Here is a 13,368-nt window from a genome sequence, read left to right on the forward strand (position 1 = left end):
GACCCACTACAACACTCGACGCGGCCACTCCGCCCTCGGCGGCCGACCACCCATCAGCCGGCTCGCCGCCTGACACAACCTGTCAGGTCACGACACCTAGCCGCGTCGCGCGCAGGCGCTCGCCCACGCCCGCGGGGCGTCCGTCGGCGGGGCGACGAAGCATGACCCGCCACCCCGGCTAGGGTTTCCAGCGTCTGCGTTTGATCAGCGCTCCCCGCACCGAAGGAGAACCGACCGTGGCGAGCATCGACGCCGTTGGCGCACGCGAGATCCTCGATTCCCGGGGCAACCCGACCGTCGAGGTCGAGGTCGCCCTGGACGACGGCACGCTGTCGCGCGCCGCCGTGCCCAGCGGCGCGTCGACCGGGGCCTTCGAGGCCGTGGAGCTTCGCGACGGCGGTGAGCGCTACGGCGGCAAGGGGGTCGAGAAGGCCGTCGCCGGCGTCCTGGACACCATCGGCCCCGAGGTCATGGGCCTGGAGGCGAGCGAGCAGCGGATCCTCGACCAGACGCTGCGCGACCTCGACGGCACGCCGGACAAGAGCCGGCTGGGGGCCAACGCGCTGCTGGGCGTCTCGCTCGCCGTCGCCCGGGCCGCGGCCGCCTCGGCCGAGCTGCCGCTGTTCCGCTACGTCGGCGGGCCGAACGCGTTCCTGCTCCCGGTGCCGATGATGAACATCCTCAACGGCGGCGCACACGCCGACTCCAACGTCGATGTCCAGGAGTTCATGATCGCGCCGATCGGGGCGGCCACCTTCGCCGAGGCCGTCCGCCACGGCGCCGAGGTCTACCACGCGCTGAAGTCGGTGCTGAAGGCCAAGGGGCTGTCGACCGGTCTCGGCGACGAGGGCGGGTTCGCGCCGGATCTCGCGTCCAACCGGGCCGCGCTCGACCTGATCGTCGAAGCGGTCGGCAAGACGGGGCTGACCCCGGGTGTCGACATCGCCCTCGCCCTGGACGTCGCCGCGACGGAGTTCCACACCGACGGCAGCTACCGCTTCGAGGGGGCGGACAAGTCCGCCGACGAGATGATCGAGTACTACGTCGGCCTGGTCGAGGACTACCCGATCGTGTCGATCGAGGACCCGCTCGACGAGCAGGACTGGACGGGGTGGGTCGGGCTGACCGGACAGCTCGACGACCGCGTGCAGCTCGTGGGCGACGACCTGTTCGTGACCAACCCGGAGCGTCTCGCCCGCGGCATCGAGGAGGGCGCGGCCAACGCCCTGCTCGTCAAGGTCAACCAGATCGGCACGCTGACCGAGACGCTGGACGCCGTGGACCTCGCCCACCGGCACGGTTACCGCTGCATGATGAGCCACCGGTCCGGCGAGACCGAGGACACCACCATCGCCGACCTCGCCGTCGCCACCAACTGCGGCCAGATCAAGACCGGCGCCCCCGCTCGCAGCGAGCGCGTGGCCAAGTACAACCAGCTGATGCGCATCGAGGAGGAGCTCGACGACGCCGCGCGGTACGCCGGCGCCGGCGCGTTCCCCCGCTACCGGTCCGGCGAGTACACGCCGGCGGGCGCCGGGGACTGAGGCGCGTGCCCGCCGCGTCCCCCCGCCGGGCCCGCCCCGTCCTCACCGGCCGGGCGCTCGGGCTCGGCGTGCTGGTGGTGCTGCTCGTCGTCGTCCTCGCCTCCCCGGTGCACCGCTACCTCGCGAGCCGCACCGACGTCGGCAACGCGGCGAGCCGGCTGCACGAGGACCGGCACGAGCTCGCCCGGCTCAGCCGGGACAAGCAGCGCTACGCCGACCCGGGCTACATCCAGCAGCAGGCGCGCGAGCGGCTGCAGTACGCGATGCCCGGCGACACCGTCTACGTCGTGGTCGACAAGGGCGGCCGGACCGAGATCGAGAAGACGCGGCGCACGCCGACCGACAGCAGCGTCGAGGGACCGGCCTGGAACGACCGGCTGATGAACAGCGTGCGCGCAGCGTCGCGATGAGCGACCCGATCAGCGACCGGGATCGCGAGATCGTCGCCCGCCAGCTCGGCCGCCCACCTCGCGCGGTGCGGGCGGTGGCGCACCGCTGCCCGTGCGGCGAGCCGGACGTCGTCGAGACCTCGCCGCGGCTCGCCGACGGGACGCCCTTCCCGACGCTGTACTACCTCACCTGCCCGCGCGCCGCGGCGGCGATCGGCACGCTCGAGTCGAGCGGCCTCATGCGCGAGATGACCGACCGGCTGCGCGAGGACGAGACGCTCGCCGCGGCGTACCGGGCCGCGCACGAGGCCTATCTGCGCCGGCGCGAGGAGATCGGGCACGTCGCCGAGATCGACGGTGTGAGCGCCGGCGGCATGCCGACCCGCGTCAAGTGCCTGCACGTCCTGGTCGGGCACGCGCTCGCCATCGGGCCCGGCGGCAATCCGCTGGGGGACGAGGCGCTCGCGGCGCTGCCGGACTGGTGGGCCGCCGGCCCCTGCGTGCCCGCACCGTGAGCCCGCGGCGGGTGGCGGCGATCGACTGCGGAACCAACTCGCTGCGGTTGCTCGTGGCCGACGTCAACGACGCCGGGGTCCTGCGCGACGTCGTCCGCCGGCTCGAGGTCGTCCGGCTCGGCCAGGGCGTCGATCGCACCGGCCGGCTCGCGCCCGCCGCGCTGGCACGCACGCGGACCGTGCTGCGCGACTACGCGGCGCTCATCCGCGAGCACGACACGGCGGCGGTGCGCATGGTGGCCACGAGCGCGACCCGCGACGCCGACAACCGCGACGAGTTCGTCGCGCTCGTCCAGGCCGAGCTGGGGGTGGACCCGGACGTCGTCACCGGCGTGGCGGAGGCCGAGCTCTCGTTCGCCGGTGCCGCGAGCGTGCTCGGCGACGCGGACCGCGCGCTGCTCGTCGCCGACATCGGCGGCGGTTCGACGGAGCTGGTGCGCGGTGGCGACGGTGGGCTGCGCGCGCACAGCATGACCGTCGGCTGCGTGCGGTTGACCGAGCGGCACCTGCACGACGACCCGCCGAGACCCGAGCAGGTCGCGGCCGTGGTGGCCGACGTCCGCGCCGCGCTCGACGTCGCCCGCGCCGACGTCCCGCTCACCGAGCCCGCGACGCTGGTTGGGGTCGCGGGAACGGTGACCACGGTGGCCGCGATCGCCCTCGCGCACGATCGCTACGACCCCGGCGCGATCCACGGCGCGTCCATCACGCGCGACCAGGTGCACGAGGTGACGGAACGGCTGCTGGCGATGCCGCGCGGCGAGCGGGCGGCGCTGCCGGTCATGCATCCGGGCCGCGTCGACGTCATCGCCGCCGGCGCGCTCGTCCTGCGCACCCTCGTCGACGAGATCGGCGCCGACCGGCTGGTCGCGAGCGAGCACGACATCCTCGACGGCATCGCGCTCGGCCTCGCCCGGCGCTGAGCGGTCAGCGGGCGGGCGCACCCTTCGCGATCCGCTCCTGGGTCTTGGCCTCCTTGAGCTTCTTCGGCGACTTCGACGCCTTCGCCGGCGGCTCGGAGCCCGTCAGCGTGCGATAGACCGACTCGGCGCCACGGCGCGACACGAGGTCGGCCACCACCAGACCGGCGGCCGACAGCGCGGCCCAGGCGAGGGCGTCGGCCCAGGTGACGTCGGCGTCCTTCGCCTTGCGCGGCGGATCGTCCGGCCGGACGGCGAGCCACGTCTTCTCGACGGCCTTCTTCGTCGCCATGGTCACGGGCACGCTGATCGACACGGTGATCAGCTTCATGGTGATCTTCGCGCCTAGGGCCATCGCCTGCTCCTCGTCCGGGCCGGGCTGCCGCCCGCCGCCTCCCCGGACCCTACCCACCGCCGCGCGGCGAGCGGCTGGGAAGCTCTGTGTCGTGAGCGTGCCGCCGGGAACGGGGTGGCCGGGCGACCCGGCCGACGCCGCCACGCCGGTGGCGCACCGGCCCGCCGACGTGCGTGTCCTGGCCGCCGCCGCGCCCGGAGCGCACGAGGTGAGCGCCCGCGTCACGGTGTGCCGCGCCTGCCCGCGGCTCGTGGCCTGGCGCGAACAGGTCGCCCAGGAGAAGCGGCGTGCCTTCGTCGACCAGACGTACTGGGGCCGTCCGGTCGCGGGGTTCGGCGCCGACCGTCCCCGCATCCTGATCGTGGGGCTGGCCCCGGCGGCACACGGCGCGAACCGCACCGGGCGGATGTTCACCGGCGACCGCAGCGGCGACTGGCTCTACGCCTCGCTGTACCGCGTCGGCCTCGCGTCGCAGCCGACCTCGGTGGCGGCGGGGGACGGCCTCACGCTGCGCGGCACCTACGTCACCGCGCCGGTGCACTGCGCGCCGCCGGCGAACAAGCCCACGACCGCCGAACGCGACGCCTGCCGGCCGTGGCTGCTGCGCGAGCTCGAGCTGTACTGGCCCGAGCTGCGCGCCGTCGTCGTCCTGGGCGGCTTCGGGTGGACGACGCTGTTCCCGACCCTGCGGGCGGCCGGGATCGCGGTGCCGGCCCGGGTGCCGCGCTTCGGCCACGGCGTCGAGGCCGACGTGGACGGGCGCAGCGTGCTCGGCTGTTACCACGTCAGCCAGCAGAACACCTTTACCGGACGGCTCACCGAGCCGATGCTCGACGCCGTGCTCGGCCGCGCCGCCGACCTCGCCGGCCTCAACCCGCAAGCGCCGCCCGGTCGGCCTCGCTGATCGGAACCGGCGTGCCCCCGGCGTCGGTGTGGACGTAGACGGTCTCGACGCTGCAGCAGGCGCGCGGGCCGACGCCGACCTCGAAGACCATCGTGAGGCTGGTGCGCCCGACCGCGGTGCACCGCGCGTCGACGGCGACCACGTCGCCCCAGCGGGCTGCCGCGTGCCACGTCTGGCCCGACCGTTTCAGCCGCACCCGCTCGACGAAGTCGCCGAGCCCGCGACCGAGGCAGAACGCGCCCATCGCCTCGTCGCAGTAGAGCAGGTAGTGCGGATTGAAGACCACGCCCTGCTGGTCGACCTCGGCGTAGCGCACCGGCGCGCTCCACGTGGGCACGCCGAGTGCCGGTGCGGGAGGCGGGTCGGGCGTCGCGGCACTCACGCGGCCATCCTGCCGGACGGCACAATGGCCCGGTGAGCCGTGACGGCGGCCCGCCCCCGTAGCCCAACGGCAGAGGCAGACCCCTTAAAAGGGTCGCAGTGTCGGTTCGAGTCCGACCGGGGGTACCGGCAGTCAGGCCCGGGTGGCCTCGACGTCGCGCAGGAACGGCAGCACGAGATCCAGCAGCGCGCCGGGTGCATCGAGCGGGATGATGTGCCCGGTGTCGGGCAGGACGGCCGAGACCAGGTCGTCGCACAACGGCGCCAGCTGCCGGGCCAGGGTGTCGCCGACGGGACTGCTGCCGATCGCCAGGGTCGGGACGCGCGAGCCGCGCCGGGCGGCCACGGCCAGCTGCTGAGCGGTCCGCGGCAACGCCCGGTAGTAGCCGAACCCGTGACGCAGGCGGTCGCGGCCGGTGTGGGCATCGACGAGGCGCCCGCGCAGCTCGCCGTCGATGCCGCCCGGCGCACCGGCGTCGAGGAACCACGTGACGTACTCGGCCTCGTGTCCGACGAGCACCGTCTCGGCGAGACCCGCGGCCGCGTGGAAGCCGAACCACCAGGGCGGCCCGCCGGCCAGGAAGTCCTCGGCGCCCGGTAGTCCCGGGAGCGCGCTCTCCATCAGGACGGCGGCGCGAACCCGGTCGGGGTGGGCGAGCGTGAGCCAGGTCGCCGCCGGCACCGCGGCGTCGATCGCGATCACCGCGTACTCGCCCAGGCCCAGGGCTCGGCACGCCTCGTCGAGGCAGCCGGCCACGGTGGCCGCGTCGAACGAGGGCGGCGCGTCGCTGTCGCCCACGCCGGGCAGGTCGGGGGCGATCACGGTGTGGTCCGTCGCCAATCGGTCGAGCACGAGGTCCCACACGTGCCGGCTGTGGGGCCAGCCATGCGCGAGGAGCAGGGCGGGGCCGCTGCCAACGACGGTGACGGCGAGCCGGCCGGTGGTCAGGGGAACGGCGCGGAACATGGAGGCCTCCGGTTACCATCGGGAACCAAGGCAACGTTGGTTCATGCAGGCGGGCGCCGCAAGAGCGCACCGCGAGGTGAGGTGGGCACCGGGTGGTAACCGACAGCGGACGGCGTGGTGATCTCTTCGACCCCGCGTGCCCGACGCGGCACCTGCTGGACCGCATCGGGGACAAGTGGACGTCGATGATCGTGACGACGTTGGCCGCCGCGGACCCGGACGAGGTGCGCTTCAACGAGTTGCGCCGACGGGTGCCGGGGGTGTCGCACAAGATGCTCGCGCAGACGCTGCGCGGCCTGATCGCCGACGGTCTGGTGCGACGGCGGGTGGAGGCGACCGTCCCACCGCAGGTCTTCTACGGCCTCACCGACCTCGGTCGGAGCCTGGACGTTCCGCTCGCCGCGTTGCGCGAATGGGCCGAGACGCACATGGCTGCGGTGGCTCGCCACCGCGCGGCGGCCGACTGGCCCCACGGCTGCGCCGCCGAGCCCGGCGCGGCGGCGGCGTCGGGCCCGTCACAGGGCGGGACGCCCGCACCTGGGACGGGTACAGCCTGAGCGAGGGACCGGCCCGCCGGGCCGGCGACGCGCAGACGGGAGGCCCTGGGGCCATGATCGACATCGATGTCGAGCTGGATCGAGCCGGACTGACCAATCCCCACGTCCGCGAGTACGTGGCGAGCTGGGCCGAGATCACCCAGCCCGACCGCATCGAGGTCGTGAGCATCGCCGACGACGCCCGCCTGCTCGAGGAGTCGCTCGCCGCCGACGAGATCCAGCCTGCGGGGGAGGGGCTGTACTACTCCCGCAGCCACCCCAAGGACACCGCCCGCTCCGAGGAGCGGACCATCGTCGCCACCGCCGATCCGGCCGACGCCGGCGCCTACGACAACTGGCACCCGTCGGACGAGATGAAGCCGATGCTCGTCGAGCGCATGCGCGGTGCCTCGCGCGGCAAGACCATGTACGTGGTGCCCTACCTGATGGCGCCGCCCGGGTCACCGCTGGAGCGCTATGCGGCCGGGGTCGAGCTCACCGACCACCGCACCGTCGTCCTGCACATGATCCGCATGGCCCGCGTGGGCGTCGAGCACGTCAACGACCTCGCCGACCCCACCATGTTCGTCCGCGGCGTCCACGTCACCGGCGATCTCGAGAACCTGGGGCAGGGGACGCCGGACGACCAGCGCTACTTCGTCACCGTCGCCGACGAGCGGACGATCCTGCACTACGGCTCGTCCTACGGCGGCAACGCGCTGCTGGGCAAGATCGCCCACGGGCTGCGGCAGGCGGCGTACGACGGTTGGCGCTCCGGCGAGTTCCTCGCCGAGCAGTTCATGCTCATCGGCATCACCGACCGGGAGACCGGCCGCAAGTACCACGTCTGCGGCGGCTTCCCGAGCGCGTCGGGCAAGACCAACCTCGCGATGATGCTGCCGCCGGACTCCCTCGGCGATCGCTACCACGTCGAGTTCTTCGGCGACGACATCGCGTGGTTGCGAGTCGACCCGACGGACGGGCGCATCTACGCGATCAACCCGGAGTTCGGCGTCTTCGGCGTCGCCAAGGACACCAACGAGTTCACCAACCCGACCGCGCTGGCGGCGGTCGCACCCGGCACCGGGACCCTGTTCACCAACGTCGCCTACAACGACGAGACCCACGAGGTCTGGTGGGAGGGGCGCACGCCCGAACCCCCGACCGAGCTCGGCGGGTGGCGCGACTGGAAGGGCCGACTGATCAGCGAGCGCGGCGACGGCGGGCGGGACGAGCCGTGGGCCCACCCCAACAGCCGCTTCACCGTCACGCTGGCCAAGGTGCCCAACATCGCCGACGAGTACGAGGACCCCAAGGGCGTGCCGATCGACGCCATCATCTTCGGCGGCCGCACCCGCGACCGCGAACCGCTGGTGCGGGCGATCACCGACATCGCCGAGGGCGTGTACGACGGCCTCACGCTCGGCGCCGAGGCGACGTTCGCGGCGGAGGGCGTCGAGGGGCAGCTGCGCTACGACCCGATGTCGATGCGGCCGTTCATGTCCTACGCCGAGGGCGCCTACGCCGCCCACTGGCTCGACGTCATCGGTCGGGCGACGGACACGCCGATCTTCGCGCACGTCAACTGGTTCCAGCGCGATCCCGAGGACGGGCACTACCTGTGGCCCGGGTACCGGGACAACCTGCGTCCGCTGCTGTGGCTGCTACAGCTGCGCAACGGCGAGGTCAGCGGCACGCAGACCCCGGTCGGCATCGTCCCCAAGCGCGAGGAGCTCGATCTCGACGGCGTCGCCATCTCCGATGCGGACCTGGAGACGATCCTGACCATCGACATCGGTCGGTGGCGGCAGGAGATCGAGCACCGCGAGGAGCACCTCGAAGGGTTGCCCGGCCTGCCGGACGCGATCTGGCAGGCCCATCGCCGCGTCGCCGCCGCGTTGGACGACTGACCTCGGTCCAGCCGGCGCGGCCCCACGCTATCCTGCCGCGACCGCAGCGCCTCGGCGCCGCGGTCGCGGCGGCGTGAGAGTCAGCCGCTCTTGCGACGGTGCTGGCGCTTGCCGCCCGCGGCACCGTGCGCGTCGTGCACCTTCGAGTCGTGCTGCGAGGCGTCCTCGTGCGGATGACGCAGGGCGTTCTTGCGCTCGAGCGCCTCGCGGAAGCGATCCTTGGTCTGCTCGCTGGTCTGCTTGCCGGCGCTCTCGGAGTCAGCCATGTCGCCAGCCTTGCACGACCCGCCGTCTTGGGGCGACCGGGTTCCCGTGCATCCCGGCGGCGGCGACACCGGCGCGAACCCCGGCGCCGCCACCGTCGGGACGGCTCAGCTGCGTTCGAGGACCACGACGGGGATCTCGCGGTCGGTCTTCTTCTGGTACTCGTCGTAGTCGGGCCAGACCTCGGCCATGTGCCGCCACATCGCCGGCCGCTCGTCGGCGGTCGCCGTCCGGGCGTGGGCGGCGAACGTGTCGGCCTTGATCTGCAGCGAGACGTCGGGATCCTTCTCGATGTTCTTGTACCAGTCCGGCGCCTGCGGGTCGCCGCCCTTGGACGCGACGATGAGGTACGCGTCGCCGTAGTCGCGGTAGATCAACGGGTGCGTGTACTCCTTGCCCGACTTGCGGCCGGTCGTGTGCAGCAGCAGGATCGTCGTCCCGTTCTGCCAGTGGTAACCCTCTTCGCCGTCGGTGGCCTCGTAGCGCTCGACGTGCTCTTTGCCAAACAGCATCGCTCGGGTCGTCTCCTTCGCTCGGTCGATAGCGTGAGCGTGCCCACCCCGCCCGTCACCGAAGCAGGCCGCGCTCGGCCGCCGGTGTGCCGTCGAGGTCGCGGACCCGCCGCGCCGGGACCCCGACGTACATCCCGTCGGGTTCGGTGGACGACGCGACGACGCCGCCCGCGCCGACGACGCAACCGCGGCGCACCGTGACACCGGGCAGCACCACGGCGCCGACGCCGAGCCAGCAGCCGTCCTCGATCACGACGGGCTCGGAGCGTGGCCCGTCCGCCCGCTTGCCCGACCCGCCGAGGTGATGGGTGGCGGCGGTGATCACCACGTTGGCCGCGATACCGACGTCGTCGCCGATGGTGATGCCCGCCTCGCCCGGGTCCAGCAGGCAGTTGCGGTTGATGCCCGGTCGCGCACCGAAGGTGATCGGGCCCGGGCGCAGCCGCAGGCCCGCGTAGACGATGGCGTCGTCGGGCAGCTCGATGCCGCACCGCCGCATGAGCCGGACCCGCCAGTGCCGGGGCACGAGCTCGGAGTTCACGATCGCGTTCAGCAACCAGTAGCGGATGGTCTCCCCCGAAACACCCATCCGCCGCACAGTAGGTGAGATCGCGCGTGCTCGCCCGCCGAGACCCGGTGCGGAGCCCGCGGTTGTGGCCCGGGTCTCGACGCGCGGACGGCGCGCCCGGCGGCGTCCGCCACTAGCGTCGGAGGGCGTGACCACGCCTGCCCGGACCGCCGCGGACCTGATCGTCGAGTGTCTCGAGAACGAGGGCGTGACCCACGTCTTCGGCATCCCGGGCGAGGAGAACATCCGGCTCGTCGAGGCGCTCTCGCGCTCGACGATCGAGTACGTGCTCACCCGTCACGAGCAGGGCGCGTCGTTCATGGCCGAGACCTACGGCCGGCTGACCGGGCGGGCAGGGGTCTGCTCCGCCACGCTGGGTCCGGGCGCGATCAACCTGCTCCTCGGCACCGCGGACGCGACCACCAACTCGACGCCGCTGCTGGCGTTGTCGGCGCAGGTCGGCAACAACCGCAGCTACAAGGAGTCGCACCAGGGCGTCGACCTGGTCTCGATGTTCGACCCGGTCACGAAGTGGTCGGAGCTCGTCGCGACACCGGGCGCGGTGCCCGAGATGGTGCGCAAGGCGTTCAAGCTCGCGCAGACCGAGCGGCCCGGTGCCGTGTATCTCGCGGTTCCCGAGGACGTCGAGGAGGCCGAGGTGGCACCCGGGTCGGGGCCGCTGCCGGTGAACGTCCCGCGTCCGGAGGAGCCGTCGGCGCACCAGGTCGAGCGGGCCGCGGCGATCCTGCGCGGCGCCCGCAACCCGATCGTGCTGGCCGGCCACGGCGCGGCGCGGGCCGGCGCGGGTGACGCGCTGCGCCGCTTCGCCGAGCGGCTCGGCGTGCCCGTCGCGACCACCTTCCACGGCAAGGGCGTGTTCGACGACGACCACCCGCTCGCGCTCGGCGCCGTCGGCTTCATGCGCCACGACTACGTCAACTTCGGCTTCGACTCCGCCGACGTGATCGTCGCCGTGGGCTACGAGCTGCAGGAGTTCGACCCGGTGCGGATCAACCCGCGGGGGGACAAGGCGATCGTCCACGTCCACCGCTTCGCCGCCGAGGTCGACGCCCACTACGACGTCGCGGTCGGTCTCGTGTCCGACGTCGCCAGCAGCCTCGACGCGCTCGGCGACGCGCTCGGTGACGTCACCTACGAGTCCTCGGGCGGGGAGCGCATCCGCGAGCTGCTCGACGCCGAGCTGGAACGTGGCCGCGGCGACGATCGGTTCCCGCTGGCGCCGGCGCGTGTCGTCGCCGACACCCGGGCCGCGCTGGGACGCGACGACGTCGTGCTGGTCGACACCGGCGCGCTCAAGATGTGGATGGCGCGGCTGTACCCGACCCACGAGCCGAACACCTGCCTGATCTCCAACGGCCTGTCGACCATGGCGTGGACGGTGCCGGGCGCCATCGGCGCCAAGATCGCGCGCCCGGACGCCAAGGTGCTGGTGGCGACCGGCGACGGCGCGTTCCTCATGAACTCGCAGGAGATCGAGACGGCGCTCCGGCTCCACGTCCCGATGGTGGTGCTGATCTGGGTCGACGACGCGTACGGGCTGATCAGCTGGAAGATGGACCTGGAGATCGGCAAGAACGTCGACACCGCGTTCGGCAATCCCGACTTCGTCGCGTACGCGCAGAGCTTCGGGGCGAAGGGCTATCGCATCGAGGCCGCCGACGAGCTGCTGCCGACGCTGCGCACCGCGCTGGCCGACGACACCGTGTCGGTCATCGCCTGCCCGGTCGACTACTCCGCCAACCTGGATCTCATCAGCTCGCTCGGCGATCTGGACGAGACGCTGTCGTAGTACTCCGGCGGTAGCCGCTCGGCTTCGAGCGGCTACCGCCGAGGCGGTCAGCGGTGGTAGCGCAGACCCGAGCCCAGCTTCGCGACGACGCTCGTGCCGTCGGGGGTGCGGACCGTCACCGGCGACCGGCCGCTCGGCTGGGCGCCGAAGAGCACGTCGGTCGCGGCCTGCAGCGAGTCGGCCTGATAGCCGAACGTGGCGAGGAAGGTCGGCGTCTCCGGTGCGTAGCCCAGCTCGTAGGGCGCGCCGACCGCGAGCACGATCGTCGGCGTACCGGTCGCGCGTACCTGCGCGGCGAGCGCGCGCTGCTGCGCGTCGCCCCACGCGTCGTTGCTGATGACGACGGCGTAGTCGGCGTCCTTCGCCGCCGTCACCGCCGCGGCGATCGCGGCGTCGCTCGGTGCGCTGCCGGTGTAGACCCGGGTGGCCTGCACGCCCTTGGCCTGCAGGTCGGCGGTGAGCGTCGTGCTGGTCGTGGCGCCGTAGCCGGTGACGAGCACCTTCGTGCCCGGGTTCGCCGCGAGCGGCAGCGTGCCGGCCGAGTTGCGGTAGAGCGTGACACCGCGCCGTGCCGCGGTCGCCATCGTCCGGTGCTGGGCGACGGTTCCCACGCTCGCCGCGGCCTTGGCGACGTCCACCTGGTTCGCGTCGAAGAGGCCGAGCTTCTGCTTGGCGGTGAGCACGCGCCGGACCGACTCGTCGATGCGCTGCGTGCTGATCTCGCCCGAGCGGACGGCGGCGAGCACGGCGTCGATCCCGTCGGCGAGGTCGGTCGGCATGAGGAGCTGGTCGACCCCTGCCTGCAGCGCGCCGACGACCCGCTGCGTGTTGGTGTAGTCGTGCAGCGCCTCGGCGCTCAGCGCGTCGGTGACCACGAGGCCGTCGTAGTGCAGCTTGTCGCGCAGGATGCCGGTGACCATCGGCTTGGACAGGCTGGCCGGGGCGCCGGTCGGGTCGAGCGCGGGCGCCACGATGTGCGCCGCCATGATCTGGTCGGTGCCGGCCGCGACGGCGGCGCGGAAGGCGGGCAGGTCGTACCGCTCGAACTCGGCCCTGGTCTGGTCGCTGACGGCCTCACCGAAGTCGGTGTTGACCTCGGTGCTGCCCAGCCCCGGGAAGTGCTTCGCCACGGCGGCGACGTCGCGCGACTCGAGACCGCGCACCGCGGCCGCGCCGAAGACGGCGGTCTGCAGCGGGGTGTCGCCGAAGGCGCGGGAACCGTCGGCGGCGTTGGCGGGGTTGGTGTTGGTGTCGACGACGGGGGCGTCGTCGACGTTGATGCCCAGGGCCCGCAGCTGCTCGGCGTTCGCGCGGTAGGCCGAGTAGGTCAGCCGGGGGTCGAAGCTCGCGCCGAGCGTCATGTTGCCCGGCGAGACCGCGGCGGGAGCGCCGATGCGGACGACCCGGCCGCCCTCCTGGTCGATCGTCGTCAGCAGCGGCACCTTCGCCCCGGACGTCGTCGCCGCCCGCTGCAGTCCGTTCGAGAGCGTGGCGATGGTGGCCGGGTCGGTGAGGGTGTTCGCCCAGGTGAAGTAGATGACGCCGCCGAGGTGGTACTTGGCGACGAGCTGCGCGCCGTTGTCGACGCCGTAGAGCTCGCGGTTCTGGGCGACCGCCGCGGGATCGGTGGTGTCGGCCGTCGTGCCGTAGGCGTAGGTGACGAACAGCTGTCCGACCTTCTCCTCGAGCGACATCGACCTCAGCAGCTGCCCGACGCGGTCCGGGCGGTGCGCGCCGCGTGGTGCCGCGTCCGCCGGTCCGGTCATCGCCGTGACGGTACCGGCCGCCAGCGC

14 protein-coding genes, 1 tRNA gene and 1 pseudogene are annotated in these 13,368 nt (G+C 73.0%); 9 read left to right on the forward strand and 7 right to left on the reverse strand.

Going from position 1 to position 13,368, the window contains the following annotated elements; translation table 11 throughout:
• The first annotated feature begins 236 nt into the window (after positions 1–236).
• From eno to BUE29_RS18670, 4 genes are read left to right on the forward strand one after another with little or no spacing between them, the layout of a single operon-like run.
• A complete protein-coding gene (gene eno, locus BUE29_RS18655) occupies positions 237–1,544 on the forward strand; it encodes a phosphopyruvate hydratase (RefSeq protein WP_073391982.1) in 1,308 nt (435 codons plus the stop codon).
• A gap of 5 nt (positions 1,545–1,549) precedes the next feature.
• On the forward strand, positions 1,550–1,954 hold the full coding sequence (locus BUE29_RS18660; RefSeq protein WP_073391983.1) for an FtsB family cell division protein: 405 nt from the start codon (positions 1,550–1,552) through the stop codon (positions 1,952–1,954).
• Complete coding sequence (locus BUE29_RS18665) at positions 1,951–2,448, forward strand: DUF501 domain-containing protein (protein ID WP_073391984.1); 498 nt, start codon at positions 1,951–1,953, stop codon at positions 2,446–2,448. The genes BUE29_RS18660 and BUE29_RS18665 overlap by 4 nt, the downstream gene beginning before the upstream one ends.
• Positions 2,415–3,371 (forward strand): Ppx/GppA phosphatase family protein, encoded by a 957-nt coding sequence (locus BUE29_RS18670; protein ID WP_234971518.1) that lies wholly within the window; start codon positions 2,415–2,417, stop codon positions 3,369–3,371. The genes BUE29_RS18665 and BUE29_RS18670 overlap by 34 nt, the downstream gene beginning before the upstream one ends.
• A gap of 4 nt (positions 3,372–3,375) precedes the next feature.
• Here the strand turns inward: BUE29_RS18670 and BUE29_RS18675 are convergent, their stop codons facing one another.
• Complete coding sequence (locus tag BUE29_RS18675) at positions 3,376–3,723, reverse strand: DUF4235 domain-containing protein (RefSeq protein WP_073391985.1); 348 nt, start codon at positions 3,721–3,723, stop codon at positions 3,376–3,378.
• Positions 3,724–3,814: 91 nt separating this feature from the next.
• Here BUE29_RS18675 and BUE29_RS18680 point away from each other — a divergent pair, with 91 nt between their 5' ends.
• Positions 3,815–4,627 carry a uracil-DNA glycosylase gene (locus BUE29_RS18680; RefSeq protein ID WP_073391986.1) on the forward strand — a complete coding sequence of 271 codons (813 nt, stop codon included), beginning with the start codon at positions 3,815–3,817 and terminating at the stop codon, positions 4,625–4,627.
• Here the strand turns inward: BUE29_RS18680 and BUE29_RS18685 are convergent.
• Entirely contained in the window at positions 4,593–5,009 is a 417-nt protein-coding gene (locus BUE29_RS18685) for an acyl-CoA thioesterase (protein ID WP_200800312.1), read from the reverse strand. The two genes, BUE29_RS18680 and BUE29_RS18685, sit on opposite strands and share 35 nt — an antisense overlap.
• Positions 5,010–5,061: 52 nt before the next feature.
• Here BUE29_RS18685 and BUE29_RS18690 point away from each other — a divergent pair.
• Positions 5,062–5,134 (forward strand) — tRNA-Leu (locus BUE29_RS18690).
• 7 nt (positions 5,135–5,141) lie between these two features.
• Here BUE29_RS18690 and BUE29_RS18695 read toward each other — a convergent pair.
• The gene (locus tag BUE29_RS18695; RefSeq protein WP_073391988.1) at positions 5,142–5,975 is read right to left on the reverse strand and encodes an alpha/beta fold hydrolase; all 834 of its coding nucleotides are present in this window, start codon (positions 5,973–5,975) and stop codon (positions 5,142–5,144) included.
• A 92-nt stretch (positions 5,976–6,067) separates the two neighbouring features.
• On the opposite strand from BUE29_RS18695, the pseudogene BUE29_RS18700 reads away from it, so the two are divergent.
• Positions 6,068–6,439, forward strand: a pseudogene (locus BUE29_RS18700) (winged helix-turn-helix transcriptional regulator); the annotation flags it as partial.
• A gap of 146 nt (positions 6,440–6,585) precedes the next feature.
• A complete protein-coding gene (locus tag BUE29_RS18705; RefSeq protein WP_073391990.1) occupies positions 6,586–8,421 on the forward strand; it encodes a phosphoenolpyruvate carboxykinase (GTP) in 1,836 nt (611 codons plus the stop codon).
• A gap of 80 nt (positions 8,422–8,501) precedes the next feature.
• Here the strand turns inward: BUE29_RS18705 and BUE29_RS18710 are convergent, their stop codons facing one another.
• The 3 genes from BUE29_RS18710 to BUE29_RS18720 form a co-directional block, all read right to left on the reverse strand.
• Positions 8,502–8,687, reverse strand: coding sequence for a DUF5302 domain-containing protein (locus tag BUE29_RS18710; protein WP_073391991.1), 186 nt, complete (start codon positions 8,685–8,687; stop codon positions 8,502–8,504).
• Positions 8,688–8,792: 105 nt separating this feature from the next.
• The gene (locus tag BUE29_RS18715; protein WP_073391992.1) at positions 8,793–9,197 is read right to left on the reverse strand and encodes a nitroreductase family deazaflavin-dependent oxidoreductase; all 405 of its coding nucleotides are present in this window, start codon (positions 9,195–9,197) and stop codon (positions 8,793–8,795) included.
• A gap of 55 nt (positions 9,198–9,252) precedes the next feature.
• Entirely contained in the window at positions 9,253–9,786 is a 534-nt protein-coding gene (locus tag BUE29_RS18720) for an acyltransferase (RefSeq protein WP_159440905.1), read from the reverse strand.
• 160 nt (positions 9,787–9,946) lie between these two features.
• Between BUE29_RS18720 and BUE29_RS18725 the strand changes: the two genes are divergently transcribed.
• Positions 9,947–11,575: an acetolactate synthase large subunit gene (locus BUE29_RS18725; protein ID WP_407657350.1), complete on the forward strand. Its 1,629-nt coding sequence runs from the start codon at positions 9,947–9,949 to the stop codon at positions 11,573–11,575.
• Between the two features lie 47 nt (positions 11,576–11,622).
• Here BUE29_RS18725 and BUE29_RS18730 read toward each other — a convergent pair whose 3' ends face one another.
• A complete protein-coding gene (locus BUE29_RS18730; protein WP_159440906.1) occupies positions 11,623–13,341 on the reverse strand; it encodes a glycoside hydrolase family 3 protein in 1,719 nt (572 codons plus the stop codon).
• Between the last annotated feature and the right edge of the window lie 27 nt (positions 13,342–13,368).

Origin of the sequence: Jatrophihabitans endophyticus (genome assembly GCF_900129455.1) — a bacterium.
GTDB classification, from domain to species: domain Bacteria; phylum Actinomycetota; class Actinomycetes; order Mycobacteriales; family Jatrophihabitantaceae; genus Jatrophihabitans; species Jatrophihabitans endophyticus.